Genomic DNA, 26080 nt, shown 5'->3' with positions numbered 1-26080 from the left:
ACGCTTACACGCACCCGTCAAACAACCGGCTGACCAGCACCGGTACGGCGGTTTCTACCCGCAGTATGCGTTGGCCCAGATGTACAGCCTGGCACCCTGCCTGCTGCAGTTTATCCACTTCGTAATCGGTGAAGCCGCCTTCGGGGCCAATGCAAAGGGCCGCCGGGCCTGGCAGGTGCAGAGGGCAAGGCTGTGCACTGCCGGGATGTGCCACCAGTGCTTGTTTGCCGGCCAGAAGCGCCGGTAACTCGTCTTCCACAAAGGGCTTGAACAGTTTGCGAATGTGCACTTTTGGCATCAATGTGTCGCGAGCTTGCTCCAGCCCCAACACCAAGTTGTCATGCAATGCCGGCTCTTGCAGCCATGGGGTTTGCCAAAAGCTCTTTTCCACTTTGTAGCTGTTCATCAGCCACAGTTCTTTTACGCCCAGAGTAGCGCAGGTTTGTAGAGTGCGACGGAACATTTTTGGCCGCGGCATGGCCAACATCAGTGTAAGCGGCAGAGGTGTTGGCGGGGCTTGGTCAAGGCTGATGTGAAGTTCGGCGTAGTGCTCGGTCAGGCTGGTAACCCGGCCCACGCCGATATTGCCGTTCACTTGGCCCACCGGCACGCTATCGCCCACGGCGATTTTACGAATGCGGCGTAAATGCTCCAGGCGGCGGTCGCTCAAGCGCACAGTATCTGCAGAGATGAAATCTGCGGTGAACAGCAGGGCCAGATTCATTCGCTGCCGAGCTCTTTTTCCTCGCTGGTACCCACAACTTTGCGTTTCATCAGCCGGCCGAACAGGATGCCGACCTCAAACAGAATCCACATGGGCAGCGCCAGCAAAGTTTGCGAGATAATGTCCGGTGGGGTCAGTAGCATACCTATCACAAAGCAACCTACCACCACATAAGGACGTTTCGCAGCTAAGTCATCCGGCGTGGTGATGCCGGTAATAATCAGCAGAATGGTGGCAATTGGAATCTCGAACGCCACGCCAAAGGCGAAGAACATTTTCAACACAAAATTCAGGTAGCTGGTGATGTCTGGCAGTTCCACAATGCTCTCAGGGCCAACCGAGGTAAAGAAGCCGAAAACCAGTGGAAACACCACGTAGTAGGCAAACGCAGCGCCCAGATAGAACAGCAATACTGACGAAAAAAGCAGTGGAAAGGCTATTTTTTTCTCATGGGCGTAAAGGCCCGGGGCAATAAAGCTCCAAAGCTGGTACAGAATGACCGGGATGGCGGCAAACACTGCCAGCACCAGAGCCAACTTCAGAGGGGCAAAAAACGGAGAGGTAACATCGGTGGCAATCATGCTCTGGCCTATCGGCAGCAGGCTGCGGATAGGTTCAGACAACCAAAGGTAAAGTTCGTTGGCAAACGGGTAAATAAAGGCGAAACACACCACCACCGCCAGTACCATTTTCAGCAGGCGGTTACGCAATTCCAGTAGATGTTCAATCAGCGGCATTTCAGGCTGGTCGGGCACGTGGTTACCTGCCCCGGTCTGTTCTGTCATGAACGCGTATCCGAAGCATCCCCAGAGCTGGGGGAAGGTTTGTTAAGATCAACCGGGCTTTCTGGCGCCGCATTTGACGCTGTATCGGGAGTTCCATCTAACGCCTTTTCCGGCGAGCTGTCGGCGGGTTTTGCGATGGTAGGTGTTCCATCTTCGTCCCACAGTTCAGACAGCGCGGACGTTACGTTGCGGTTGGCCTGATCCAGCTGGTTCTGCGCCGGTTTGACCATGTTTTCGTATTTCTTAGCTTCATTCAGGGCATCACGGACGGTTTTTTGAACATCTTCCAGGCCCACATCGCCAGCCTTGCGCAGTTCTTGGCGAAGTTCTTCGGCCTTTAGCTCACGGTCAAGCTCTGAGGTAAATTGGCCCATCATACGACGCGCAGACCCTATCCAGCGCCCGGCAGCGCGCGCAGCCGAGGGCAAGCGCTCAGGCCCCAGCACCAGCAGAGCAATAACGCCGCAGATCAGTAGCTCAAGAAAGCCGATATCAAACATTTAGCGAACTCTCCATCGCACTCTCCATCGCACTTTCAACCGAACTCTCCAGAGAATTCTTAAGAGAACTCTCAGCTTTGGGTTTTGTCCCGGGTTTTGTCGTCCGCAGCGGACTGCTGAAACTGTGCGCTGTCTTTCTCCTCCAGATTATCCGGATTGGAGGTGTCGGTTTTACCATCGTCATCGGTCATGGACTTTTTAAAACCACGAATGGCGCCGCCAAGATCGGTACCGATATTGCGCAGTTTTTTAGTTCCGAACAGCAAAATAACAATGCCGAGTACGATAAGAAGTTGCCAAATACTGATGCCCATGGTGAATCCTCGTTCAAATGTTGGCAGTGGCCACTATTATACGCCACTGGTGGCACTGTAAAAAACCTCTTGTGAGGTAGATACCCCTATTCCTGGCGCGACGCTTTTTCTTCCAGGCCCGACAGGTCGAATCGCCGTGCCAGTTCGTTAATGACATCATCAGGCCCAACATTCAGACGCGACAACATTACCAGAGTGTGGAACCACAAGTCTGCGGTTTCGGCAATCAGCTCGTCGGTGTTTCCGCTGTGCTCGGCGTCTTTGGCGGCTAGCAGGGTTTCAGTGCATTCCTCACCAACTTTTTCCAATATTTTGTTCAGCCCTTTGGCGTGTAAGCTGGCCACATAAGAGCTTTCAGGATCGGCGTTCTTGCGGGCTTCCAGCACCTGCGCCAGTTGTTGCAATACGTCACTCATCTTTCGGCTCCTGGGCACTTTGTGCTGTGTTGTAAATGGTGCTTGGGTCTTTCAGTACCGGCTCTACGCTTTGCCATTGGCCGTGTTGCAGTGATTGGTAAAAGCAACTGCGCCTACCCGTGTGACAGGCAATGCCGCCTTTTTGTTCGACCTTCAGCAAAATTACGTCGGCGTCGCAGTCCAGGCGGATGTCCCTTATCACCTGCTGATGGCCCGAACTTTCGCCCTTGCGCCAGAGTTTACCGCGGGACCGTGACCAATACACGGCCTGGCCTTCGGTAACGGTAAGCTGCAGCGATTCGGCGTTCATCCAGGCCATCATCAGTATGTCGCCGTTGTCGGCATCCTGAGCGATGGCGGGTACCAGACCGTCTGTCGTCCAGCGGATAGCGTCAAGCCAGGCGGGCTGGCATTCAGTGGCAGGTGTTTGCTTCATGGGTTCAGTCCTGAAAGCGGGTTAACGGCTGCCGCGCAATACCAGCGCGCCAGCGGCAATAAACAGTATCCAGCTCCACACCGGCAAGCCGCTGAGCCATTGTTGGCTGGGTGGATGGCTGGCCGTAACCGCAGCTGCGGCTAGTAACGCCGCTATAAAGCCCCGGCGCCAACGCCGTTCGCTGCGCAACTGCTGTTCTTTCAATAGCGCCAGAGTATCGCGATTTTGCTGTTCGGTGGGGCCCGCGCCTCGTAGCTGCAATAACGCATCGTGAATCAGCTGCGGCATTTCCGGAGACTGTTCCAGCCAGGCCGGAAAATGAGTTTGCAGGGTTTTCAAAAAGCCAGATGGCCCAATCCGCTTGCGCATCCATTGTTCCAGGTACGGTTGCGCGGTGCTCCACAGGTCCAGATCCGGATAAAGCTGGCGGCCAAGACCCTCCACATTCAGCAGAGTTTTTTGCAGCAGCACCAGCTGAGGCTGCACTTCCATATTGAAGCGGCGGGCGGTCTGAAACAGGCGCAGCAGAAAGTGGCCAAAGGAAATTTCTTTCAGTGGGCGTTCGAAAATCGGTTCGCACACGGTGCGAATAGCCGATTCAAATTCGTTCACCCGGGTTTCCGGTGGCACCCATCCGCTTTGAATGTGCAACTGCGCCACCTGGCGGTAATCGCGGCGAAAAAACGCCAACAGGTTGCGGGCCAGATAGCTTTGATCGTCTGGGGACAGGGTGCCGACAATGCCAAAATCAATGGCGATGTACTGGGGGTCGGCAGGGTTGGAGATATCCACAAAAATGTTGCCGGGGTGCATGTCCGCGTGAAAAAAACTGTCGCGGAACACTTGGGTGAAAAAGATTTCCACGCCTTTTTCGGCCAGCACTTTCATATTCACGCCGGCGGCGTTCAGCGTAGCAACATCCGCAATGGGCACGCCGTGAATACGCTCCATGACCAGTACCTGCTTGCGGGTGAAGTCCCAGTCGATAAAGGGAATGTAGATCAACGGTGAGTTGTCGAAATTACGCCGCAGCTGACTGGCGTTGGCGGCTTCACGCTGCAGGTCAAGTTCGTCGTGAATGGTGGCGTCGTAGTCAGCCACCACTTCCAACGGATGCAGACGTTTGCCTTCTACCCAGTATTTTTCAAGCAGGCCGGCCATCAGGTACATCAGGCTGAGGTCTTGACGGATGGTTTTTTCAATGCCCGGACGCAGCACTTTCACCACCACTTGCTGGCCGTTTTTCAGCGTGGCTGCATGCACCTGAGCCACCGACGCAGACGCCATGGGATCTGCGCTGAATTCGGCAAACAGCTCGGTGACCGGGGCGCCCAGCGCGCGCTCTATAATTTCACGGGCGCTATCACTTGGAAACGGTGGGACTTTGTCTTGCAAGGTTTTCAGCGAGTCGGCCATGTCGTCTGGCAGCAAGTCGCGCCGGGTAGACAGTATCTGGCCGAATTTGACAAACACCGGCCCCAGCTCTTCCAGGGCGATGCGCAAACGGTCACCGCGGTCGAGCTTGGGTTGCGGGAAGAGATGCCAGGGGGCCAGTATGAAAATGACTTTCAGCACTGGCGGCAGCTCGGTCAGGGGCAGAAAAATATCCAGTCGGTAGCGGCAGAATACCCAAACTATCCGAAACAGGCGTTGCAGACGGCTCACGAATTCTCCTGCTTTTCAGACGGCTTAGGTGGTTCAGGCGGTTCAGCCGGGTGAGAGGAATGAGAAGCCGGCTGGCTCTGAGGCAGGAACCCCACACGGGCGGCCAGGCGCTCAACCCGAAGGCTCAGGGCATCTATATCCTGAAAGCTGGCCTCAAGCTCGCGGCGGCCGGGTAAGGCGCCGGTTTCTTCGTGCAGGTACTCTTCCAGATTGCTGGCCATGCTGTGTCGTGCATCACGGCTCCACTTCACGCTGTTGCGCAAGCGTTTGGCCAGAAAATGCGCGGGCACATCGCCCAGGTGGCGGGCCATGGCCGCTTCCCAATCTGGACTTAATTGTTCAATAGCACGCTGAAACTGATGCGCCAAAGCGGTGTCGCCGCTGATGCTCAAACGGCCGTCTTGAATGGCGCCTGTGTCGCCGCTGGCCATGGCGTAAAATGCCATAGCCGGCCCACCAATCACCAGCCCCGGCTGAGTGGCCGGCTGGCTGCCCACCAACACCCCTTTGGCGCCTTGGGTCAGGGTAAGTGTTAATGCGACGGGCACAGTCAGGTTAAACTGCACCGGGGCTGTCAGCGCTGCCAACAACGCCTTGCGGCCGGCCGGGTCAAACTCCAGGGCTTGGTTCAGCGCCGTTTCAACAATGGCGCTGGCTGCGCTGAGCAGGGTAGGGCCAGGGAACATCAGGGTTTGATTCCCACGTGCAGGGCCACAATACCACCGGTCATATTGTGGTATTTGCAGTTGGCGAAGCCGGCGGTTTCCATCATCGCTTTGAGAGTGTCTTGATCTGGATGCATACGGATGGATTCCGCCAGGTATTTGTAGCTCTCGCTGTCGCCGGCAATCAACTTGCCCATAAACGGCAAAGCGGTGAATGAGTATGTGTCATAGGCTTTGCTCAGGAGCGGGTTGGTGGGTTTGGAAAATTCCAGCACCATCAGTTTGCCGCCGGGCTTTAGTACCCGAGCCATGTCCCTCAGGGCCTGGTCTTTGTCGGTCACGTTGCGCAGGCCAAAGGCGATGGATACGGCGTTGAAGCTGTTGTCCGGAAATGGCAAATGTTCAGCATCGGCCTGCACGTATTCAATGTTGCCAACGTAGCCGCGGTCTGCCAGACGGCTGCGACCGACTTTCAACATGGAGGCGTTGATGTCAGCCAGCACCACTTTGCCACTGGGCCCGACCAAATCTGAAAATTTCATGGTCAGGTCGCCGGTACCGCCTGCGATGTCCAGTACCTGGTGCCCCGGGCGCACGCCGGAGAGCTCAATGGTGAAGCGTTTCCAAAGACGATGAACACCCATCGACATCAAATCGTTCATGAGGTCGTATTTGCTGGCCACGCTGTGAAAAACCTCGGCTACCTGGCCGGCCTTCTGGCTTTTTGGTACATCGCGAAAACCAAAATGGGTAACGTCATCTTGTGGCTTATCCGGTGTCGCGGTGCTGGCTGGCGTTTGCTGATCGCTCATGGAACTGTCCTGTCAGAATCTGAATCCCGTATTCTAACGCCTGCGGGGTTGGCTACAAGTTTAATACCGCCTTACACTATAAAACCCTTCATTTCGCGAGAGAAAACTGATTTATGTCCGTTATTGATATTCACCGCACTCACACCATGGACAAACAGCACGCCCGCGAAGCAGCTGAGACCCTGGCCGCCGACCTGTCCAGCCGTTTTGATGTGAATTACGCGTGGGACGGCGATGTTATGAAGTTCAAGCGCAGCGGAGTGCAAGGCCAGCTCACGATTAATCACGGCGACTTGCACGTCTACTTGGAGCTGGGACTGCTGTTGCGGCCTATGAAGGGCCGGATTGCACAGGAAATCGAATCCCAGTTAGATCAGATTATTCGCGTTTGAAGAAGTAAAGCGGCTCGCATTAAAGCGAGGCGGGCAGTTCAAAGGGCTGCGATTGACCGGCCAAGATGTTGTCCATAATGTGCTGTTCACGCCGCACTAGCCGGTCAATCAGCTTGCCGACGTCATCCATACACCGGAACGCGCTGTAGCCGCGGTGCAGAAAACTGTGCAAATCCTGCAGGTTGGCCATCTCCGCCGGTCCGCGGCCCATCGACAGTAGCCAGCCCAGTGTTCGGTTGCGCACGTAGCGGTCGAGGCGATGGCCCACATCGGCGATCAGTTCAATCTGGCGCAGTCGCTGGGGTTGGTCATTGGCGTAACGGTAGGCTAGGCAGTAGTCTTTTACTGCCAACGCCTCGGCATTTATTTGATGGCTATGCAGCGCGCTTGCCAGATTATGGTCCAATTGCTGGGTCAGCAGGTTGAGCTCTACGAGTCTGGCCAGGGTTCGTAACTGGTGGTCTGGCAGCCACTTCACCATTTTTGGAAAAACCCGATCGATATTGTCGTCGCGGTGGCTCATTCCGACGGGCGCGTACAAATCCGTCAGCAAAAACTCCAGCCCCTGGTGATAACCCGGGTTCTGGTATAAATCTTGGTGAGTCTGTTTTAGCCGAGCAGCCTGCCAGCTCGCCACCTGAGCGCTTTGCTGTTGCAGCGGATGATGGCGGTGGCCCTGACGAAAGTCATGATAGGCCAGTAGCCAATGCTGCAACTGACGGGCGTTATCGCTGTGAACGGCGGTTTCAACCAGGCGCTGGCGATACATGCAAAAGGCTCCGGCTAAGCGGTTGAATCGGGGGCGGCATTGTAACCGAGTAGCCTGAACTGTGCTGAAGTGACATCAATAGCTATTGACGGTGTCAGGCGTCAGCAGTCGCAATCTGCGCTAACTCGGGTATCCATTTTTTGTCGTCCAGAATGATAAAGTGACTGGGCGCCGTGGTTTCCACAATCTTCAAGTTTTCGCCACCCTTGCGGGCACTGGCCAGCATGGCGTTGCGGTCGAGCACCCGGTCAGTGGCTGGAATCAGCACAATCCCGCGTGTGACGTGTTGGTAAACGCTGGTGTCGGTGCGCTCCATCCAGGCCAGAAGATTGTCGATATTGCGCACAATGGTCAGGTGATCTTTGGTGGCGTGGAACAGTTTGCTGAGCAGTTTTTTCTTGCGCCGGTTCATTTTGCCAAAAAATGTCTGGTTGTAAGCCGAATTGGGAGTGCTGTTCAACAGGCGGACAATCCATGGCCACATACTGGGGCTGAGCGGCTCCAGTAACGCCAGCATCAGCGGGTGAACGCGGCCCTGGGGCAGTATCGGGGCCTCCAGTACGAGTTCTATATCGCGGTAAAGCTCCGGCCATTGGCGGATAGCTTCCAGTGCCACTGCAGCACCGCGGGAGTGGCCGTGAATGCGCACATTGCTGCTGCCGATAAGGTTGCGCATGGCCTGGTTGAGTATGCATGCATCGTATTCGATGGTGCCGGCCAGATGCTTGATGTCCACCGCCCAGTCGGGCGTTTGCGGCACAACGCCGCTAACGGGCACGTGGTATTTGCTGCAGGTAATCAGGATCAGTTCGGTGGTGGGGGCGTTATAGGCTTGGGTAAAATAGCAGTGGTTTTCCATAAAACCGTGTATACACACCACTGTGTTCTCGGCCGGGCCACTGTGATTGCGCACAGAAATCGCACCTTCGCCGATAGAAAATACTTGGCCCGAAAACATCTCGGCGTAAGCGTTTTCGATAGGTTTGATCAGTTTTCGAATATGGCTTGCCTGCATAATCTCTCCTGATCGTTATAGCGAGCGCCCACATTGACAGCACGGTGGCTTGGCTCTGTGCTTATTATAAGCCTGCTGGTAAAGCCGTGCGCAACACTTTTACCCTGCGCCGGGTATAAGCAGGCTCTGGAGGCGCCGCTGGATGTCTGGCACAATATCGCCTTATTCTCATCCCCAGGATTCGGCGAGATTACCGCAACTTAGCTCATCCTATACAAAAGGCAGCGGATTTTGAGCCAGCAAGCTTTGCATTTGATGTTGCCTGCCGACGCAGGCTGGCTGGCTGCCGAACGGCCGGAAAACCCGCTGGTTACCACCGTATTGCTTCGTGTTCAGGGGCTGACAGCTGCTCGTCTGCGAGAATTCCTGCATGTTTACTGGGGTGCCTGGGAGCGTTTTCGCTTTCGCCCGGAACCTTATGCTGGCTATTGGCGCTGGCAGGAAAGTGCCGATTTTGATGTGCGTCAGCATCTGGATATTGTGCTGGATCGTTTTACGGCACCCCAGCAGCAGCCTTGGATAAACACCGTAGTTAGCCAGCCGCTGCCCATTTACCGGCCATTATGGAAATTCTGGTTGGCGCCCAACGCCGTTGGTGGTGGGTTGTTGCTCATGCGGATACACCATTGTTACGCCGATAGCGCCTCGTTGGCGCAACTGCTGGAACAATTGTTCACCGCGTCGCCGCAGCAACACCCGGTACTTTACGGCGCAGCGCACCCGGCAGACCTTGAACGCTGGCTGCAGTGCGCTAAAAATTGGCTGAGTGAGCGTGTTTTTGGTGCCGAGGGCCCTTCGCCCGAAAACGACGCGGTACAGACGGCTGCTGCTGGGCAGCTGCCGGTCACTTTTAGGTCAAGCGCTGCCACGGCGCTTGAGCTAGCGGGCCAGTTAGGCAGTTACTTGGCCCAGCCAGACGACAGTCCCAGCAACCTGAGCAGGCCATTAACCGGCCAGCGCCAGTGCTGTTGGTCTGCGGCGATTCCCGATGCGCGTTTACAAGCGGCGGCCCAGACGCTGCGCGTTAGCAGCCGCGACGTGTTGGCGGCCTGTATAACGGCGGCTTTGCAGGCGCAGCTCGGGCTGAGCCCGCAGGCGCTGGAACAGGCCCAGATTAACCTGTTGCTACCAGTGGATGTTCGTTCCCAACTGCCCGCCAGTTTAAGGCCAGCGCTGTCTGAGCCGGGTAATGGCAGTGGCAGTGAACGGTTGTTGCTGCCAATAGACGGCGACAGTTTTGTGGAACGGGTGTATCGCATAAAACAGGAGGCTCGCCGCCTTCGCGACAGCCTGCAGCCGTTGTTAACCTGGGGCCTGACCGCCTGCAGCGGTTTTTTGCCTGAAATGATAAAACAGACGCCACTATGGCCTTTTTCCGCTCGCCCAAGTGCAGCACTCGCCAGCTTCGACGGTGCCGGAGTGGTTCGCTATTTGGCGGGTTGTCGGATTGACGAACTGGTGGCCTGGAGCCCGCAAATTGCCGATGCGGGAGTCAGCGTGACCGCTTGCCGCTACGCCGGTCAGCTGCGACTGACAGTGGTTGCCGACCATTCTGCCAACCTGGATGTGCAGCGCTTTCAGAGCGATTGTATGGTGGCTTTGAATCAAGCGCTTGTCAGCCATTTGGATAATTGAGCTCCCATAACGTCGCGCATTGTCAAAAAACCTGCTGAGTGTCTACAGTATTAGGATCGGCGCCCCAGGATCTCACATCCTCAAGTGTGCGGCAGAGACCATAAATGCTTCAAGGAGATGCCATGAGCAACGAACGGGTAGAAAGCGACAGCCTTGGTGAAGTCCGGGTGCCGGCAAGCGCACTTTGGGGTGCACAAACCCAACGCGCCATCGAGAACTTCCCGGTTAGCGGGCAACCCATGCCGCCGGCGTTTATTGCCGCCGTGGTGCAGATAAAAAAAGCCGCGGCAGAAGCCAATGCCAGCCTGGCTTTGCTCAATGGCCCGATTCGCGACGCCATTGTGCTGGCCTGTGACCAGCTGTTGGCCGGTGATTATTATGATCAGTTTCCGGTAGATCGCTACCAGACCGGCTCTGGCACCAGCACCAACATGAACGTTAACGAGGTGATCGCGGCACTGGCCCAGCTCAGTGGTGTGGTGGTTCATCCCAACGACCACGTGAATATGAGCCAGAGCTCTAACGATGTCATCCCGTCGGCCATCCATATCAGCGCAGTGATAGCGATTCATCAGAACCTGGTGCCGGCGCTGACCCATTTACAAGGCGTTCTGTACGAACGCGAAGCCTTGTATGGCGGGCAGGTAAAAACCGGCAGAACCCACCTGATGGACGCGATGCCGGTAACCTTGGGCCAGGAACTGCGTACTTGGCGCGAGCAGTTGAAAGCGACGCAGGCACGCATCGAATGTGCAGCAGATGAACTCCTGGCGTTGCCCCAGGGCGGCACGGCTGTAGGCACCGGTATTAACGCCGTCAGCGAATTTGCGCCTGAGTTTACCCGTTGTCTGAAAGCCAATACCGGTTTTGGCTTCACGCCACTAACCCATAAGTTTGTGGCACAGAGCGCGGTGGATGCGCCGGTGGCGCTGTCGGCGCAGCTGCGTGGGCTTGGCATTGTGCTGACAAAAATCGCCAACGATTTGCGCTGGATGAACAGCGGCCCCATTCACGGGCTGTCAGAAATCAGCCTTCCGGTACTTCAGCCAGGCAGCAGCATTATGCCAGGCAAAGTGAACCCGGTGATCCCCGAGTCTGTGGCTATGGTAGGCGCCCAGATTATGGGACTTGATGCCTCTATCGCTTACGCCGGGCAATCTGGTAATTTCCAGCTCAACGTGATGTTACCGTTGGTAGGTGCCAATCTGCTGGAGATGATTGGCCTGTTAAGCAATGCCAGCAGTCTGCTGGGTGACAAAGCGCTAAAAGGCTTTACCGTCAATGCAGAGCATCTAAACACAGGTGTTGGCCGTAATCCTGTGCTGGTGACGGCGTTAAACCCCGAAATTGGTTACAACCTGGCGTCTGAAATTGCTAAAGAAGCCTACGCCAGTGGCCGCCCGGTCATTGATGTGGCTGAAGAACGCAGTGGTCTCAGCCGCGAGCGGCTTGAGCAACTTATGGACCCGTTAAAACTGACCCGCGGCGGGCTGGCAGGATAGCGAGTGTCCATTATGGCTAATTCGTGAACCTACTGAGATTCTGAGAGTCCGAAGAACCAGACGGGGTACTCGAGGCGGGACACTCCAGACGGGGCACTCCAGACGAGATAATAGTGGTCCGCGTGATCAGATTGAACGAACAATAGTTACACAAACAAGCGTATTTGCGGAGGTAGTAATGACAACATCCTGTAGCGTCCCCGGCATGACCGTGCCGCGCAGCCGGTTTCCGGATCCAGAGCAGGATCTTCCTGCAGACCAGGACAGCGGGCAGATCGTGCTTGCGGGTGGCTGTTTTTGGTGCGTGGAGGCGGTAATTATTGCCATGAACGGTGTGCACTCGGTTGAATCCGGCTACGCTGGCGGATCTGCTGACAGCGCTAATTATCAGGCTGTGTGCACCGGTACGACTGGCCACGCCGAAGTGATTAAGATTGAATACGACCCGGCCCAGGTGTCGTTGGGCAGCTTGCTGAAAATATTCTTTTCGGTAGCTCACGACCCCACCCAGCGTAACCGCCAGGGTAACGATATTGGCACTCAGTATCGCTCGGCGATTTTTTATCAGTCGGCGCAGCAGCGTCAGGTCGCGCAAGCTTACATTGAACAGTTGAACCAGGCAGGCGTGTTCCATTCCGCTGTGGTGACTGAACTGGAGCCTCTGGAAACCTTCTACGTTGCAGAAGCAGATCACCAGAATTTCGCCGCTCGCAACCCGGGTCAGCCCTATATCATGGCGGTTGCTGCACCTAAAGTGCAGAAACTGGTTGATCAATATAGCGATCGGTTAAAGCCGGGCGTAACGTCTAGATCTACCGATGACCACTCGAATAAAGCGTAAGGAGCACTATTTTGGCCGAATCTGCAGCAGGATACGATTTGACGCCGCTAACAGCGGAACAGATTGAAGAGCAAGCCGTTGGCTTGAGCGCCGACGAGCGCCGAATATTGTTAGACCATGGTACCGAGCCTCCGTTTTGCGGCACGCTGCTGGACAACAAAAAGCAGGGTGTTTACGAATGCCGGTTGTGTGACTTGCCGCTGTTTAGCTCTAACTCCAAGTTTGATTCGGGTACCGGTTGGCCCAGCTTTTTTCAGCCATTCGATCCGCAACACATTCATTATATCGAAGATGACACACTGGGTATGCGTCGTACAGAAGTGCGCTGCCCGCGCTGTGACAGCCATCTGGGTCACGTTTTTCCCGACGGCCCGGCGCCCACCGGTCAGCGTTACTGCCTGAACTCGGTGGCCCTTGTGTTCAAGGAAAACGCCGGCGATTAACCGGTGGCGGGTATCATGGTGGTTAACAGGAAGCCGGTGTACGCCACGTAGACCAGCAAGAGAATACCACCGTCTAACCGACTGATGATGCGGCTGCGGCCGGCAAAGCCAAAGCCCATCAGCAGTAGCCCAACGGTCAGCGCCAGCATCAGTGACCAGTCGCGATAGAGGACCTCGGGGTCCACCTGCAATGGGTTGATGGTCGCGGCAAGGCCAACCACGGCTAAGGTGTTGAAAATACCCGAACCCAGAATGTTGCCCAAAATCAGATCGTGCTCATTTTTACGCACTGCGGCCAAGGCTGAAGCCAGCTCCGGCAGAGACGTGCCAACGGCGACAACGGTCAGGCCAATAACAAGATCGCTGATGCCTAGGCTTTGGGCGACGTAAACCGCGCCCCACACCAGCATGCGGGAACTGGCGACCAGCAGCACCAAACCCGCAATCAGCCAGAAAACTGCGTTTCTCAGCGGCATAGGGTGGGCCAGCGCGCTTTCCTCTATGCCAGCTTCAATAGAGTCATCTTTATTGCGCAGACCCTGGAATATGAACCAGCCCATCACCGCTGCGAAAACCGTCAGCAAAACCCAACCGTCGGTGCGCGACAGTTCGCCGTCAATTAGCTGATAACCGGCGATCAGGGTAAGGCCGACAAGCAGGGGCAGTTCCTTGCGGATAATTTGCGAATGTACGGTAATGGGCGCAATGATGGCTGTTAAGCCAACAATCAGCGCTATGTTGGTAATGTTGGAGCCGTAACCGTTGCCCAGGGCCAGGCCGGAGTTGCCTTCCATCGCCGCTATAGCAGAAACAGCCAGCTCGGGGGCGGATGTGCCAAAGCCGATAATCACCATGCCGATCAGCAAAGTGGGCATGCCCCAATGCTTAGCGGCGGCTGCGGCCCCGTCGACAAACTTGTCGGCGCTCCACACCAGAAGAATCAAGCCGGCAATGATTGCGCCTACCGCCAGTAACATACGTGCTACCTCTTTACCAAATCGGGGGGTGTGAGACTAAAGTTGCGGAGATATTGTCTGGCAAAGGCGGGAAAATCAATTACAACGGAGACAGAATCCCGGGGCCACGCGAGTCTTCACATGACGCGCAACCGTTGCCTATTACAATTTAATAGTGCTCCGAAAGCCGGGATAATTGTCACATCGTATTCAGGAAACAGTGGCCAGCATTATTATCTCCATCTGGCTGATTTCCGACAGGCTCTTTTGCTGATCGTGAAAGAGCACACAAGCTCAATACTCGCTAGGGTGAAAAACCAATGGCCGTAAGACAGGCAGACGTAGTGCTGGTCGGTGGGGGCGTGATGAGCGCTACCCTCGGCATGATACTGAAGCAGCTAGACCCAACCATAGACATCGTTCTGGTGGAGCGTCTGGACCATATTGCCCACGAAAGCACCGATGGCTGGAATAACGCAGGTACCGGTCACGCCGGCTACTGCGAGCTGAATTACACCCCCGAAACCGACGAGGGCGATGTGACCATCGACCGGGCTTTGCAGATAAACGCCCAATTCGAAGTAACGCTGCAGTTCTGGTCCTACCTAGTTGAGCAGGGCATATTGCCCGATCCGAAAAAATTCATAAACCGTACCCCGCACCAGAGCTTTGTCTGGGGCGAAAAAGACGTCGCCTTTCTTAAACGCCGCTTTGAACGCCTGAGTGCGCACCACCTGTTTCGTGAAATGGAATACAGCGAGTCGCCCGAAGACCTGGCCGAGTGGATGCCGCTGATCGTTAAACACCGCGACCCCATGCAGCGCGTTGCTGCTACCCGGATAAAGCACGGTGCCGATGTAGATTTCGGCTCCTTGACCCGCAGTATCGTAACGCACCTGGAAAGCCAGCCCGGTTTCGAGCTAATGCTGAACAGCCCGGTGCACTATATTGACCAACGCGATAACGGGCGCTGGAAAATAAGGGTAAAAAATCAGGAAACCGGTGAGCAAACCAAGCTGGAAGCCGGCTTTGTGTTCCTGGGTGCGGGTGGCGGCGCTTTGCCCCTGTTGCAGAAATCAGGGATTGATGAAGCCGAAGGTTACGGCGGTTTTCCGGTGAGCGGCCAGTGGTTGGTGTGTGACCGGCCGGAAGTGGTGCAGCAGCATCATTCCAAGGTTTACGGTAAAGCGCCGATGGGTGCGCCGCCCATGTCGGTGCCACACCTGGATACCCGCATAATTAACGGCGAGCCGGCCCTGTTGTTTGGACCCTTTGCCGGCTTTACCACCCGCTTCCTGAAGCAGGGTTCGGTGTTTGACCTGATCAGCTCGGTGCGCTCGTCGAACTTGCGCCCCATGCTGTCGGTGAGCAAGTCCAACATGGACCTGACCCGCTATCTGATTGGCGAAGTGTTTCAGTCCCACAGCGACCGGGTAGACGCACTGCGGAATTTCTTCCCGGATGCGCGCGAGGGCGACTGGCACCTGCAGGACGCAGGCCAACGGGTGCAGATCATCAAAAAAGCCAAAGACGGCGGTGGCAAACTGGAGTTTGGTACCGAAATAGTCGCTGCCAAAGACGGCACGCTGGCCGCGATGCTGGGAGCCTCGCCTGGCGCCTCAACGGCAGCAAACGCCATGCTCGACGTATTGCAACGCTGCTTCCCCGAGAAAATGAAAACCCCGGAGTGGCAGGCGCGGATGAAAGTTTTGGTACCATCCTACGGCCAGTCTCTGGTAGAAAACGAAGAGCTGCTGTTAAAAGTGCGTGAGCGTACGCTCACCACCCTCAAGCTCAAACCGTGACGCGGAATCCTGACGGGGCAAGCTTATAAAAAACCGGAGCCTGGTGAGCTGGCTCCGGTTTTTTGTCTTACGCTGCCGGCAATAATAGCCGGGCCATCAGGCCTGCTGCTGACGCCCTTTCGCCGCGATTAACATAGCGTGCATCAGTTCCTCAGCGTCGAACTTGGTTAGCGCGGTGTCAGCACCGACCTGTTCGGCATAACTCAGGCTCATTTCGCTGTTCAGTGAGGTATGCAGAATAATGTATGGCTGGTGCAGTTGGCTGTCGTCGCGCACCTTGAACGTCAGTTCATAGCCGTCCAGGCCCGGCATTTCGATGTCACTCACCAGAATATTCACCGGTTTTCCGTGGGCGCTGCTATCCAGCAGGTACTCGAACGCGGCCGTGCCGTTTTCGGTCACCTGATAGCCAATATTCTTGCGATCCAGCACATCGCACAGCTGTTTGCGCGCCACCCGTGAATCATCCACCAGCAGAATCGACATGTTGCGCAGGGTTTCTATCTCCATATCATTCAGCAGCACGTCCTGACTGTTCAAAGACTCCGGGTAAACCCGAGCCAGCAGCAATTCCAGATCCAGCAGTTGCACCAGAGCGCCATCAAGGGTCAGCAAACCGGTAATAAACGCGTTTTTACCCAGGGCCTGGGGCGGCGGTAACACTTTTTTCCAATCGGCTTCAACGATGCGTTGCACGCTGCGCACCATAAAACCGATTTCCTGACGCTGCACGTCGGTCACAATAATGGAGGCTTCGGCGCGCTCTTCCGCGCTTAGCGCCGGGTAACCGATAGCCGCGGCCATATCAATTACCGGCACCGCCGCGTTACGGAAGGTGGCCGTGCCAACAATGGCGTGGTGGCTATGGGGCAGGCGACTAAGACGCCTGAACGGCATAATTTCGCGAATTTTCAGAGTGCCCAGGCCAAACTGCCGCTGATCTGTCAGTTGAAACAGCAGCAGTTTTTGCAGCTGCTTGGGTTGGCTACTCATAAGCGCACCTGTCAAAAAACGAAATGAACACCCAGTATTACGGGTAGAGCAACACAGCATAACCGATGATGGTAAAAAGACAGCGTCACTGACACAATTTATGCGAGTACTTATTTGGCATGTTATCTTCTGATTTTGAAGTATGGCCCATTTGCTGTGCCGAACCGCAAATGTCAAAGGAATGAACGATGCGACCCGTCCCAATATCCATTACTGCTATGGTGGTGTTACTTGGCTTATCTGGCGCGGCAAAAGCCGATTACTACCGCTGGACCGACGCCAACGGCGTTACCCACTTCACCGACAAGCCCAAAACTCCCGGCAGCCAGGCGATCGACTTTCGCAGGCCCACCGTGATTCCTATCGCTGACAATAACCGGCGCCGTGACGACCGTTTGCAAGGCCTTCAGCCTGAAAAGCCGCAGAACTCGGCCAGCCCAATGTCTGATGGCAAGGCTCAAAAGGCCGCGCAATCCAATGCGGCCCAGATTGCCCAGCAAAAAACCTGTGAGAATTATGCAGACCGCATCGGCAATATAGAAAGCCGATTGCGCGCCGGTGGCTATTCAGCCTCTCGAGGAAACCGGCTAAGACGCGACAGGCGGGAGTTGGCCAGCAAGCGGACCTGGGAATGTTTGCGGCGATAGTGAGCGTATTTGCGTAATTATAAAAAAATTGAGCAAAATTGCGACGGTTCCAAAAACCCATCGAACGGATGGGGCTTAACGGCCAGTTCGCCCAGCCGTTGTCGTTGGGAGCTGAGGTCATTTGGCATTAAGCTGTCTGCAAAATCAGCAGCAGAACCATTGAACGGCTTGCGGAATCAGGATTTGGTCGAGTAGGTTTTTTTAAGAACTAATGTTTTTGTTTGGCTTCTTTTATTAACCAGCTACGAAAAATTTCAGCGTGTGGGTGAACGTATTTATTAGACGGGCGCAGGAGATAAAAGGCTTCGGCCGTTGGCACTTTTTGTGCAAACGGTGCCACAAGCAGGCCCTTTTCGAGCATATCTTCGACCAAACTCGTCCTGCCGAGGGCGAAGCCGCCCCCGTGTTTTGCCACCTCTAGCGCAGAAATCAAGGTATCAAACTGAATTTCGTGGGAAAACCGGATGTCAGACAAACCAGCCTGATCGAGCCAATGGCCCAAGCCTTCTTCATAACCGATAACGTGCAGCAGCGTCTGTTTACTCAGCCGGTCGCAGGCACCTAGGTCTGCTTGGTCGATCGACCCAAGGGTGCTCGCCAGACGCGGACTGCAGACAGGAAATAGCTCGTCCCAACTCAGCCGATCGGCATCGAAGCCCGGCCAATACCCCTTACCGTAGCGAATTCCCATATCGGAATCATGGGTGTGTATCTCTTTGTCCAGCCAGATATTGCTGGTGAAACGCACACCCACATCCGGATATTGCTCGTAGAAGCTGGCAAGCCGAGGGGCAATCCAAGTGGTAAAAAACACCAGATTCACTCTGACAGTTAACAATCGATTTTTGCTCTGACCGAAGATTTCTTCGGTTGCTGTGGTAAGCCGCCTGATGCACTCATGCACCACTGGCAAATACGCCTTGCCTGCGTCTGTCAATTCCAAGCCCCGCGGTAATCGTCGGAACAAGGCCGTGCAGAGCTGGGATTCAAGCCCCTTAATATGCTGACTGGTTGCGGCCTGGGTCAAATTCAATTCGACCGAAGCCTGGGTCAGGTTCAGATGGCGTGCTGCTGCTTCGAAAGTCCGCAACCAATTTAACGGTGGAAGTCTCTTTTTCATGGTCCGCAACTCTGTTTTTGTTGTTGAGCGCCGTATTGTGTCTTGTCGCTCAATTTGTCGCTCAATTTGTCGCTCAATTGGCTGCCAGCGTCGCGCCAGGCATAAAAAAAGCGGTGACTCATTTTGTGAGCACACCGCCCAGAATCAGCTTACAAAGAACAGGCGGCTGTTCTTTGCGCTTACTTCATCGTTGGCATTGAGAACTCGGCACCCTCGCGTACTCCGGCGGAAGGCCAGCGCTGCGTAATAGCCTTGCGACGGGTGTAGAAACGCACACCATCCGGGCCGTAGGCGTGCAAATCGCCAAACAAGGATCGCTTCCAGCCACCAAAGCTGTGATACGCCACGGGTACCGGTAAGGGCACGTTAATGCCGACCATGCCAACCATGATATGGTCGGTGAAGTAGCGTGCGGCTTCGCCATCACGTGTAAAGATGCAGGTGCCGTTACCGTACTCGTGAGCATTTATAAGATCCATGGCCTCCTGCATGGTTTTAACGCGCATCACCTGAAGCACCGGTCCAAAAATTTCTTCCTGATAGCTTGTCATCTCAGAAGTGACCCGGTCAATTAATGTGCCACCAACGAAAAAGCCGTTTTCGTGGCCGTTAACGACCTGGTTACGGCCATCTACAACAATGCGTGCGCCCTGCTTCTCTGCGCTGTCGATATAACCCACGATCTTGTCGCGGTGCTGAGCGGTGATCACGGGGCCAAAGTCATTGCTGGGTACGTTGTACGCACCCACTTTCAGCGCTTTCATGGCTTCGGCCATTTTGGCAACCAAGGCATCAGCGGCAGCGTCACCCACGGCAACCGCAACTGACAGCGCCATGCAGCGTTCACCCGAAGAGCCAAATGCAGCGCCTAGCAGTTGATTCACCGTGTTGTCCATATCAGCATCGGGCATCACGATGGCGTGGTTTTTGGCACCGCCCAAAGCCTGACAACGCTTGCCGTAAGCGCTGGCGGTGGTGTAGATGTATTCGGCAATCTGGGTTGAGCCCACGAAGCTAACCGCTTGAACGCGAGGGTCTCGTAACAGTGTATCTACTGCTTCTTTATCGCCATTGACCACGTTCATAACGCCGTCAGGCAAGCCTGCTTCTTGCAGCAGTTGAGCAATGAACAGCGTGGAGCTAGGGTCGCGTTCTGAAGGCTTCAGGATAAAACAGTTACCGCAAACAATTGCCATGGGGTACATCCACAGCGGAACCATGGCCGGAAAGTTAAACGGTGTGATGCCCGCAACTACCCCCAACGGTTGAAATTCACTCCAGGCGTCAATGCCGGGGCCAACGTTGGCGCTGTGCTCGCCTTTCAAAAGTTCGGGCGCACCGCAGGCGTACTCCACGTTTTCGATCCCGCGTTGCAGCTCGCCAAGAGCATCGTGTTGGATTTTGCCATGCTCTTCGCCGATCAACTGGGCAATGTGGTCAGCGTTCTGCTCAAGCAATTCCTTGAAGCGGAACATGATACGGGCACGCTTAAGGGGAGGGGTCGCGCGCCATGCAGGATAAGCTGCTTGTGCAGCGGCGATCGCTTTTTCTACCGTGGCTTTTGAAGCCAGTGCAACCTGCCGTGTGGAGTCACCAGTGGAAGGATTAAAAATAGGCTGAGCCCGGTTTTCGTCGTTAATAATCTGGCCGTTAATCAAATGTCCTACGGTGCTCATAATATGTCCTCAAAGTGCGTTCACGCTGCGCGTGTAAGGGTTGTTGTTATCAAAAAAATTGTTGGGCTGCCGGCTTCACCAGAGCTTTTTGTAAAGCTCGATAATCTCATCGGCGCTGGGTACACGAGGGTTGTTGCCCGGGGATCCAGACTGCAAAGCCTGCTCAGCCATAGTGGGCAGCAGCCGGAAAAATTCGTCGCGATCGATACCAAACAGTTCCGGAGTAGGCACTTCGAGTTCGTCATTCAAGGCATAAAGCTCGGCCATTAGTTTGCGGTTGGCAACGTCAGTGCTGTCTTGCTCAGAAGCAACGCCCATAGCACGGGCACAGTCAGCATAACGTTCTGCAGCGGCGGGAATGGAAAACTCGGTAACCGCAGGCAGTAACATGGCGTTGGACAATCCGTGGGGCACGTGGAACGCGGCGCCAATCGGTCGACTCATGCCGTGTACCAAAGCCACCGAGGCGTTGGAAAAGGCAATGCCGGCCAGAGTGGATCCCAGCATGACTCGCTCGCGAGCCTGTTTGTCGGTGCCATCATGAAACGCGCGGCGCAAATTCGGACCGATTAAGCGCATTGCTGCAATGGCCTGGGCGTCGGTATACAGGCTCGCCTTCTGGCTAACGTAGGCTTCCATCGCGTGGGTCAGGGCATCAATGCCGGTATCGGCGGTGGTGCGCTTGGGCAGGCTTAAGGTCAGGTTAAAATCAACCAAAGCCGCTAAAGGCATAAAGCCAACGCCCACACACAGCATTTTTTCATCGTTGGACTCGTCCGTGATGATCGTCACTTTGGTCACCTCCGAGCCAGTGCCGGCCGTGGTGGGTATGGCAATGATGGGTAAACCCAACTCGTTAACAATGCGCGGAAACTTGTAATCCCGCATTACGCCGCCAAATTTGCCCAGAATACTGATGGCCTTTGCGCTGTCGATGGGGCTGCCGCCGCCAAGGGCAATAATACTGTCGTAATCACCGTCGCGTACTTTGGCAACGCCCGCCTGTATTGAGCTAACCGTCGGTTCCGGAACGGTGTCATCGAACACGTCGGCCGACAGTTCACTGGCCGCCAGGCAGTCCTGAATAATTTGGGTGTAACCGAGTTTAACCATCATCTTATCGGTGATAATTAACGGGCGACTGCAACCCAGGCTTGCCAGCACTTGCGGTAATTGCTGTGAAGCTCCTTCGCCGATTTGCAGAATGCGCGGGAGAATGACTTGAGTAACCATATTTGCTCCACTTGTTTCTAACGTCGCGGGCCTCACCCCAGCGTGGATCTGAGGCCCTTAATATTGGTTTGGGGGTCAGAGAGAAGCCGTAGCCACAGTTGCTTTAGGTCGCCCGGTCAGCAATTCAGGGTCGCTTACCACGGCAGCGGTTTTAGGCAGCTGCCCTAGTATCGGCTCCTCAAGCAGTGATTTAAACAGACCGTAGATGGCCATGATCAGTATGAATGAGAAGGGCAACGCGGCAACGATGGTGGCGGTTTGCAAAGCAGCCAGGCCGCCAGCCAACAGCAAGGTTGAAGCCACTGCACCAATCGCTACGCTCCAGAACACACGATAACGGGTCAAAGGCTCACTATCACCCATCGAAATTAAGGTACACACGACCAGGGTTGCTGAGTCTGCAGAGGTCACGAAGTAGGTCACCAGCATAAAGGTGCAAATACTGGCCATCACGATAACAACCAAACTGTTGGTATTCATCAGTTCGATTGTTTTGAACAGCGCCATGGTGGTATCCGCATTGGCCGCAGCAACCACTCCGCCAGTGCCGAACAATTCGATAAACATGGCGGTATTGCCAAAGATAGTAATCCAGACAACCGCTAACAGAGTCGGGGCGATCAATACGCCAAGTATAAACTCGCGAACGGTACGGCCTTTGGATATGCGGGCAATGAAAATACCACAGAACGGTGACCAGGAAAGCCACCAACCCCAGTAGAAAATGGTCCACCAACCCTGCCATTGGCTTTCTGGATCTGGATCCACCCAAAAGCCCAATTCAACGGCGTGGACTACGTAGTCGCCAAAATTGGTTACTAGTGCTCCCAATAGGTAGGCCGTCGGGCCGAACACTACAAACAGCCCCAGAATGACCATCGTCAAGCGCATATTAAGCTCACTCAATATACGTATACCGCGGTTTACACCGGTAACGACCGATATCATCGCAATGACCGAAACCACGGCAATCAAAAGGATATAAGTCGACGTTGAAACCTCAATACCTAGCAGGTAATTCAACCCGGTATTCATTTGCTGTGCGCCCATCCCCAGAGAGGTGGCAATGCCGAAGACGGTACCAAACACGGCCAACAAATCAGCGATGTGGCCAATCGGGCCATAGATGCGCTCACCAAAAATAGGGTAGAGGCTGGAACGAATAGAAAGAGGTAAGCCTTTGCGGTAGCTAAAATAAGCCAAGATCAGGCCGAGCATGGCAAACAAAGCCCAACCGTGCAGTCCCCAATGGAAGATAGACACACGCATGGCGACTTGCGCTGCTTCCACCGTCAGCTGCTGGTTTTCTGCGATAAAGGGATTGCCTTGGAAATACGAAATAGGCTCGGCAATACTCCAGAACAGGATGCCAATACCAATACCTGCCCCGAACAGCATGGAAAACCAGGAAAAATTACTGAACTCCGGCCGGTCGGTGTCTTCTCCCAATCGTATGCTGCCGAAACGAGTAAACACCAAACCAACCACCAGAAACAAAATAACGCTGACCAAACCCACGTAATACCACGCCAGTTCTTTAGCGATAAAATTCTTGGCTGCACCGTATAACGCATTCGCATATTCGGGATCACTAACGGTAAACAAAACAAACGCAAGTACCAGAATGCCCGCGCCCACCGACATGACTGGATTGGTTCCCGCCAGCCAGCCGGTCGAGCAGATATAGTCTTGTCTGTTGTTCATACATTGCCACCTCTTTTGGAGTTTTCTAATTATTTTTGTTTGCTCTGTCTCACTGAATTCCTGATATGTCTCGGCATCCGCAATCGAAGTGCCGTTATTTTCGTCAGTTTTGGTTGTAGATTGGAATCAATAAAAACCGCCCCTAAGGCGTTATTTTTTTTATGGCTTGCGCCGCCGCCACGTCATCTTTAACCACTACCTATAAATAAATTGGGGTCTCAGAGCTCTTTTTTATCGTTGGTTCCCGCGTCACTTGTGCTCCTAACATGATTACCACCGAATCATCGTCGGTTTTCATAACAGCTCAACAAACGTTGATGCACAGCGAGAAGGATTAAGAGCAATGACAAAAAAGAACCCCCTGCCGTTAACAGGCGTGCGCGTTGTTGATTTTGGCCAGCAAATTGCTGGCCCTGCTGTTGCCATGGTGCTGGCCGACTTCGGTGCCACTGTTGTGCACGTCGATCCACCCAATGGCCCCCAATGGGACCACCCGGCTAATGCTGTGCTGAACCGTAACAAGAGCTGTCTGAAGCTGGATTTAAAAAGTCAGTCCGGGTTGGCACGGGCCAAAAAACTGATTGAAAAAGCCGATATCGTTATTGAAAGCTTCCGGCCGGGCGTCATGAAAAAGCTGGGTTTAGACTTCGCGATACTACGTGCTAATCGTCCCGAGCTAATCACCCTGTCAATACCAGGTTTTGCCAGCAACGATGATCTGCGTCGTGAATGGAAAGCGACTGAAGCCGTTGTCGCTGCTACCTGCGGCGCGTTCACCGACATGGGTTTTAATCGAGTGTTGATGGGCGTTAACCCTAGCTTTTCTCCTCTTCCGCTGGGGTCAGCTTATGCCATCTCACTCGCTTCAAGTGCCGCCGTACTCGCGTTATTGGAGCGGGAAAAAACAGGCCGGGGTGACCACGTTGAAGTACCGATTGCCGCTGCCTTGATGGAAGGCCTGTCTTACAACTCCTACGTTATCGACGGCCTGCCCAGCCGCTACAAGACCATGCGGGAGGATGAAATCGAATACCGCAAGGCCAATAACATCGAGTTTGACCTGAGTTACGAAGACCTGCAGGAATATCTCGATCCGTTTTATCGCACCTATGAGTGTGCTGACGGTCGCATGTTCTACTGCGTTTGTCCGTCGCACCGCAATCATGCAAAACGTGCATTGAAGCTTCTGGGTGTCTACGACGAGCTGAAGGCCGCTGGGCTACCCGAAGTTGAAGATCTGCATGCGCCCGTTGCCGATTGGGATGGCGAGACTTCTATTGGCGTTTATCCACTACCCAAAAAGTGGGCCGACATCATCTCCGAAAAGATGAAAAAAGCCTTTCTGACTAAAACATCTACAGAATGGGGTGTGCTGTTTGGTGAGGGTCAGATCCCCGGAGCACCGCATCGCACAACCCAGGAGTGGGTGAACGATGAACACACCAATGCTGCTGGCCTTATTGTTGAGGTTAACGATTCTGAGTATGGCCTGATGAAACAGCCCGGGCCAATTGCCTGGCTTGAAGAGTTCGCCGCAGACATGCTCGCGCCGCGTCCTCGCAAAACGGTTTCGTTTGATGAAGCACTGGTTGAGCTGTCTTCAGTTGCAGCGCAGGAAACTGTAACCCGGCCTACTGGCAAGGCCATTCAACCGGCCAGCGGCAACGGCTGGCTAGAAGGTCTTCGTATTCTGGACCTTACCAACGTGATTGCAGGGCCGCATTCAACCGCTTTTTTAAGCCGCTTTGGGGCAGAAGTGATCAAGCTGGATACGGTCAAGCCGATGTACGACCCTTTGATTGGCGTATTGTTCACTTTCCAGACCAACGTCAATAAACAAAGTGCGTTGATGGATATAACCACAGCTGAGGGTCGTGAGGGATTTAACCGCCTTGTACGCTCGGTGGACATGGTTGTGATTAACGCGCCCGATCGCCAAATGAAGCCTTTGGGATTGGACAACGACACACTGCAGACCTTGAACCCCGGTGTTCTGTTCTGTCGCCTCGATTGCCTTGGTGGTCCTTTGCCCGGGCCTAAGACCGACTACATCGGGTACGACGACATTATTCAGGCAAACAGTGGCATCATGAGCCGCTTCGGTGGCCCGGCTACCCCAGAAGAGCACGCTCACCTAGGTACTCTCGACGTAAACTGTGGCTTTGCTGCGGGCTTGGCTATGGCGGTTTCCCTCTATCACAAGTTGAAAACTGGCCAGGCCACTCGCGCACGCACCTCCCTGTCGGCGGTGACCAACATTGCCCAAATTCCGTTTGCCTTTGACTACAAGGGCCGCGCGCCCTTCAATGAGCCATCGGGACGGGAGGCAATGGGCCACCACGAGTTGTCGCACTTTTATAAAACCAGTGATGGCTGGATTTTCATGGACTCAAACCGCTCGGAGCTGGACAAGCTCGAAGGCATCGAAGGTTTACAAGGCATCAGTTCAGCGGCCAGTATCGGCGAGTTCTTACGCGCAGCTTTCCAAACAGCGCCGGCCAATTACTGGGCAGACATTCTGCAGGAAGCGGGCATAGCGGCAGCCCAACCGAATGCCATTGAAGACCTGCGCGAACAGTACAACCGCGAAGCCGATGGTACGCCAGGAACGACTTTGGGCAGCTTCTCGTTTTCAACCTACTCCAACCATCCGAGCGGCCACCGTATTACCCAGATTGACCACTGTTCGATTCGCCCGACAGATGCATCTACCCGCGCCTTTACACCGGCAGAGCAATTCGGTTACTCCACCCGCAGCGTTCTGGCCAGCATCGGCTACTCCGAAGCGGAAGTGGAATCGATGATTGACCGCAAAATTGCAGGCCTGAATTGGAGCAGACAATACCTACCGGGTGTGGAAAGTTTGCAGGTTGTCAGTCCGGCAATCAGTATCGGCGAGATTTTACGTGCAGCTTCTCAGCCAGCGCCGGCGATCGTCTCGCCCGAGGTGTTGCAGAGCGAGGGGGCCGTTTTGTTGGGCAGTGAGTCAGTAGCGTAGGTTCGCGCTGGCAATAATCTCTGACACGTCCAAA

General features: G+C 54.8%; 25 protein-coding genes. 8 read left to right on the top strand and 17 right to left on the bottom strand.

The features are described 5' to 3' along the window. Nucleotides 1-4: 4 nt before the first annotated feature. From MIH19_RS19710 to ubiE, 9 genes are all read right to left on the bottom strand, one after another. On the bottom strand, nucleotides 5-724 hold the full coding sequence (locus MIH19_RS19710) for a 16S rRNA (uracil(1498)-N(3))-methyltransferase (RefSeq protein WP_249006475.1): 720 nt from the start codon (nucleotides 722-724) through the stop codon (nucleotides 5-7). Beyond that, nucleotides 721-1509: a twin-arginine translocase subunit TatC gene (gene tatC / locus MIH19_RS19705; protein WP_249006474.1), complete on the bottom strand. Its 789-nt coding sequence runs from the start codon at nucleotides 1507-1509 to the stop codon at nucleotides 721-723. The genes MIH19_RS19710 and tatC overlap by 4 nt, the downstream gene beginning before the upstream one ends. Continuing rightward, entirely contained in the window at nucleotides 1506-2009 is a 504-nt protein-coding gene (tatB, locus tag MIH19_RS19700) for a Sec-independent protein translocase protein TatB (RefSeq protein WP_249006473.1), read from the bottom strand. Before tatB ends, tatC begins: the two co-directional genes overlap by 4 nt. 71 nt (nucleotides 2010-2080) lie before the next feature. Then, the gene (gene tatA / locus MIH19_RS19695; protein ID WP_048387892.1) at nucleotides 2081-2323 is read right to left on the bottom strand and encodes a twin-arginine translocase TatA/TatE family subunit; all 243 of its coding nucleotides are present in this window, start codon (nucleotides 2321-2323) and stop codon (nucleotides 2081-2083) included. A gap of 86 nt (nucleotides 2324-2409) precedes the next feature. Next, the gene (locus MIH19_RS19690; RefSeq protein ID WP_249006472.1) at nucleotides 2410-2739 is read right to left on the bottom strand and encodes a phosphoribosyl-ATP diphosphatase; all 330 of its coding nucleotides are present in this window, start codon (nucleotides 2737-2739) and stop codon (nucleotides 2410-2412) included. Next, complete coding sequence (gene hisI, locus MIH19_RS19685; protein ID WP_249006471.1) at nucleotides 2732-3175, bottom strand: phosphoribosyl-AMP cyclohydrolase; 444 nt, start codon at nucleotides 3173-3175, stop codon at nucleotides 2732-2734. The genes MIH19_RS19690 and hisI overlap by 8 nt, the downstream gene beginning before the upstream one ends. Nucleotides 3176-3196: 21 nt before the next feature. Then, nucleotides 3197-4840 carry a ubiquinone biosynthesis regulatory protein kinase UbiB gene (ubiB, locus tag MIH19_RS19680; RefSeq protein ID WP_249006470.1) on the bottom strand — a complete coding sequence of 548 codons (1644 nt, stop codon included), beginning with the start codon at nucleotides 4838-4840 and terminating at the stop codon, nucleotides 3197-3199. Beyond that, nucleotides 4837-5526, bottom strand: a complete 690-nt coding sequence (locus MIH19_RS19675) for an SCP2 sterol-binding domain-containing protein (RefSeq protein WP_249006469.1) — start codon at nucleotides 5524-5526, stop codon at nucleotides 4837-4839. Before MIH19_RS19675 ends, ubiB begins: the two co-directional genes overlap by 4 nt. Beyond that, the gene (ubiE, locus tag MIH19_RS19670) at nucleotides 5526-6317 is read right to left on the bottom strand and encodes a bifunctional demethylmenaquinone methyltransferase/2-methoxy-6-polyprenyl-1,4-benzoquinol methylase UbiE (RefSeq protein ID WP_249006468.1); all 792 of its coding nucleotides are present in this window, start codon (nucleotides 6315-6317) and stop codon (nucleotides 5526-5528) included. Before ubiE ends, MIH19_RS19675 begins: the two co-directional genes overlap by 1 nt. Before the next feature lie 113 nt (nucleotides 6318-6430). Between ubiE and MIH19_RS19665 the strand changes: the two genes are divergently transcribed. After that, on the top strand, nucleotides 6431-6709 hold the full coding sequence (locus tag MIH19_RS19665) for a polyhydroxyalkanoic acid system family protein (RefSeq protein WP_249006467.1): 279 nt from the start codon (nucleotides 6431-6433) through the stop codon (nucleotides 6707-6709). 19 nt (nucleotides 6710-6728) lie between these two features. On the opposite strand, the gene MIH19_RS19660 is transcribed toward MIH19_RS19665, so the two are convergent. Next, nucleotides 6729-7478, bottom strand: coding sequence for a hypothetical protein (locus MIH19_RS19660; RefSeq protein ID WP_249006466.1), 750 nt, complete (start codon nucleotides 7476-7478; stop codon nucleotides 6729-6731). Nucleotides 7479-7572: 94 nt separating this feature from the next. Beyond that, the gene (locus tag MIH19_RS19655; RefSeq protein ID WP_249006465.1) at nucleotides 7573-8493 is read right to left on the bottom strand and encodes an alpha/beta hydrolase; all 921 of its coding nucleotides are present in this window, start codon (nucleotides 8491-8493) and stop codon (nucleotides 7573-7575) included. A gap of 231 nt (nucleotides 8494-8724) precedes the next feature. Here MIH19_RS19655 and MIH19_RS19650 point away from each other — a divergent pair, with 231 nt between their 5' ends. The 4 genes from MIH19_RS19650 to msrB all read left to right on the top strand — a co-directional run bounded on the left by MIH19_RS19650 (nucleotide 8725) and on the right by msrB (nucleotide 12914). Continuing rightward, entirely contained in the window at nucleotides 8725-10128 is a 1404-nt protein-coding gene (locus tag MIH19_RS19650; protein ID WP_249006464.1) for a WS/DGAT domain-containing protein, read from the top strand. A 122-nt stretch (nucleotides 10129-10250) separates the two neighbouring features. Next, nucleotides 10251-11630, top strand: a complete 1380-nt coding sequence (locus MIH19_RS19645) for a class II fumarate hydratase (RefSeq protein ID WP_249006463.1) — start codon at nucleotides 10251-10253, stop codon at nucleotides 11628-11630. 178 nt (nucleotides 11631-11808) lie between these two features. Then, nucleotides 11809-12471 carry a peptide-methionine (S)-S-oxide reductase MsrA gene (gene msrA, locus MIH19_RS19640; RefSeq protein WP_249006462.1) on the top strand — a complete coding sequence of 221 codons (663 nt, stop codon included), beginning with the start codon at nucleotides 11809-11811 and terminating at the stop codon, nucleotides 12469-12471. An 11-nt stretch (nucleotides 12472-12482) separates the two neighbouring features. Continuing rightward, entirely contained in the window at nucleotides 12483-12914 is a 432-nt protein-coding gene (gene msrB / locus MIH19_RS19635; RefSeq protein WP_249006461.1) for a peptide-methionine (R)-S-oxide reductase MsrB, read from the top strand. Here msrB and MIH19_RS19630 read toward each other — a convergent pair. Further along, on the bottom strand, nucleotides 12911-13891 hold the full coding sequence (locus MIH19_RS19630) for a calcium/sodium antiporter (RefSeq protein ID WP_249006460.1): 981 nt from the start codon (nucleotides 13889-13891) through the stop codon (nucleotides 12911-12913). The genes msrB and MIH19_RS19630 overlap by 4 nt on opposite strands. Before the next feature lie 299 nt (nucleotides 13892-14190). Between MIH19_RS19630 and mqo the strand changes: the two genes are divergently transcribed. Further along, nucleotides 14191-15675, top strand: coding sequence for a malate dehydrogenase (quinone) (gene mqo / locus MIH19_RS19625; protein ID WP_249006459.1), 1485 nt, complete (start codon nucleotides 14191-14193; stop codon nucleotides 15673-15675). Between the two features lie 96 nt (nucleotides 15676-15771). Here the strand turns inward: mqo and MIH19_RS19620 are convergent, their stop codons facing one another. Then, a complete protein-coding gene (locus MIH19_RS19620; protein WP_249006458.1) occupies nucleotides 15772-16668 on the bottom strand; it encodes a chemotaxis protein in 897 nt (298 codons plus the stop codon). 188 nt (nucleotides 16669-16856) lie between these two features. Between MIH19_RS19620 and MIH19_RS19615 the strand changes: the two genes are divergently transcribed. Beyond that, the gene (locus MIH19_RS19615; RefSeq protein ID WP_249006457.1) at nucleotides 16857-17315 is read left to right on the top strand and encodes a DUF4124 domain-containing protein; all 459 of its coding nucleotides are present in this window, start codon (nucleotides 16857-16859) and stop codon (nucleotides 17313-17315) included. Nucleotides 17316-17523: 208 nt separating this feature from the next. Here MIH19_RS19615 and MIH19_RS19610 read toward each other — a convergent pair whose 3' ends face one another. From MIH19_RS19610 to MIH19_RS19595, 4 genes are all read right to left on the bottom strand, one after another. Continuing rightward, complete coding sequence (locus MIH19_RS19610; RefSeq protein WP_249006456.1) at nucleotides 17524-18435, bottom strand: LysR substrate-binding domain-containing protein; 912 nt, start codon at nucleotides 18433-18435, stop codon at nucleotides 17524-17526. Between the two features lie 179 nt (nucleotides 18436-18614). After that, nucleotides 18615-20111 (bottom strand): CoA-acylating methylmalonate-semialdehyde dehydrogenase, encoded by a 1497-nt coding sequence (locus tag MIH19_RS19605; protein ID WP_249006455.1) that lies wholly within the window; start codon nucleotides 20109-20111, stop codon nucleotides 18615-18617. Nucleotides 20112-20186: 75 nt separating this feature from the next. Continuing rightward, entirely contained in the window at nucleotides 20187-21344 is a 1158-nt protein-coding gene (locus MIH19_RS19600; RefSeq protein WP_249006454.1) for an iron-containing alcohol dehydrogenase, read from the bottom strand. A 75-nt stretch (nucleotides 21345-21419) separates the two neighbouring features. Beyond that, nucleotides 21420-23048: a BCCT family transporter gene (locus tag MIH19_RS19595; RefSeq protein ID WP_249006453.1), complete on the bottom strand. Its 1629-nt coding sequence runs from the start codon at nucleotides 23046-23048 to the stop codon at nucleotides 21420-21422. A gap of 343 nt (nucleotides 23049-23391) precedes the next feature. On the opposite strand from MIH19_RS19595, the gene MIH19_RS19590 reads away from it, so the two are divergent. After that, a complete protein-coding gene (locus MIH19_RS19590; protein WP_249006452.1) occupies nucleotides 23392-26046 on the top strand; it encodes a CoA transferase in 2655 nt (884 codons plus the stop codon). Nucleotides 26047-26080: the final 34 nt, after the last annotated feature.

This window comes from Marinobacter sp. M1C (assembly GCF_023314135.1).
Taxonomy (GTDB): Bacteria; Pseudomonadota; Gammaproteobacteria; order Pseudomonadales; family Oleiphilaceae; genus Marinobacter.
The sequence above is the reverse complement of the archived record's forward strand: the minus strand, read 5'-3'. Positions and strand labels throughout refer to the sequence as shown.

Bases quoted from the DNA above. Each gene is read 5' to 3' on its own strand.
- MIH19_RS19595 (WP_249006453.1), bottom strand. From the start codon at position 23,048: ATGAACAACAGACAAGACTATATCTGCTCGACCGGCTGGCTGGCGGGA.
- MIH19_RS19620 (WP_249006458.1), bottom strand. From the start codon at position 16,668: ATGAGTAGCCAACCCAAGCAGCTGCAAAAACTGCTGCTGTTTCAACTG.
- MIH19_RS19710 (WP_249006475.1), bottom strand. From the start codon at position 724: ATGAATCTGGCCCTGCTGTTCACCGCAGATTTCATCTCTGCAGATACT.
- MIH19_RS19665 (WP_249006467.1), top strand. From the start codon at position 6,431: ATGTCCGTTATTGATATTCACCGCACTCACACCATGGACAAACAGCAC.
- MIH19_RS19660 (WP_249006466.1), bottom strand. From the start codon at position 7,478: ATGTATCGCCAGCGCCTGGTTGAAACCGCCGTTCACAGCGATAACGCC.
- MIH19_RS19600 (WP_249006454.1), bottom strand. From the start codon at position 21,344: ATGGTTACTCAAGTCATTCTCCCGCGCATTCTGCAAATCGGCGAAGGA.
- MIH19_RS19675 (WP_249006469.1), bottom strand. From the start codon at position 5,526: ATGTTCCCTGGCCCTACCCTGCTCAGCGCAGCCAGCGCCATTGTTGAA.
- tatC (WP_249006474.1), bottom strand. From the start codon at position 1,509: ATGACAGAACAGACCGGGGCAGGTAACCACGTGCCCGACCAGCCTGAA.
- MIH19_RS19655 (WP_249006465.1), bottom strand. From the start codon at position 8,493: ATGCAGGCAAGCCATATTCGAAAACTGATCAAACCTATCGAAAACGCT.
- ubiE (WP_249006468.1), bottom strand. From the start codon at position 6,317: ATGAGCGATCAGCAAACGCCAGCCAGCACCGCGACACCGGATAAGCCA.
- tatB (WP_249006473.1), bottom strand. From the start codon at position 2,009: ATGTTTGATATCGGCTTTCTTGAGCTACTGATCTGCGGCGTTATTGCT.
- hisI (WP_249006471.1), bottom strand. From the start codon at position 3,175: ATGAAGCAAACACCTGCCACTGAATGCCAGCCCGCCTGGCTTGACGCT.
- MIH19_RS19615 (WP_249006457.1), top strand. From the start codon at position 16,857: ATGCGACCCGTCCCAATATCCATTACTGCTATGGTGGTGTTACTTGGC.
- mqo (WP_249006459.1), top strand. From the start codon at position 14,191: ATGGCCGTAAGACAGGCAGACGTAGTGCTGGTCGGTGGGGGCGTGATG.
- msrA (WP_249006462.1), top strand. From the start codon at position 11,809: ATGACAACATCCTGTAGCGTCCCCGGCATGACCGTGCCGCGCAGCCGG.
- MIH19_RS19645 (WP_249006463.1), top strand. From the start codon at position 10,251: ATGAGCAACGAACGGGTAGAAAGCGACAGCCTTGGTGAAGTCCGGGTG.
- MIH19_RS19690 (WP_249006472.1), bottom strand. From the start codon at position 2,739: ATGAGTGACGTATTGCAACAACTGGCGCAGGTGCTGGAAGCCCGCAAG.
- MIH19_RS19605 (WP_249006455.1), bottom strand. From the start codon at position 20,111: ATGAGCACCGTAGGACATTTGATTAACGGCCAGATTATTAACGACGAA.
- MIH19_RS19630 (WP_249006460.1), bottom strand. From the start codon at position 13,891: ATGTTACTGGCGGTAGGCGCAATCATTGCCGGCTTGATTCTTCTGGTG.
- tatA (WP_048387892.1), bottom strand. From the start codon at position 2,323: ATGGGCATCAGTATTTGGCAACTTCTTATCGTACTCGGCATTGTTATT.
- MIH19_RS19590 (WP_249006452.1), top strand. From the start codon at position 23,392: ATGACAAAAAAGAACCCCCTGCCGTTAACAGGCGTGCGCGTTGTTGAT.
- MIH19_RS19610 (WP_249006456.1), bottom strand. From the start codon at position 18,435: ATGAAAAAGAGACTTCCACCGTTAAATTGGTTGCGGACTTTCGAAGCA.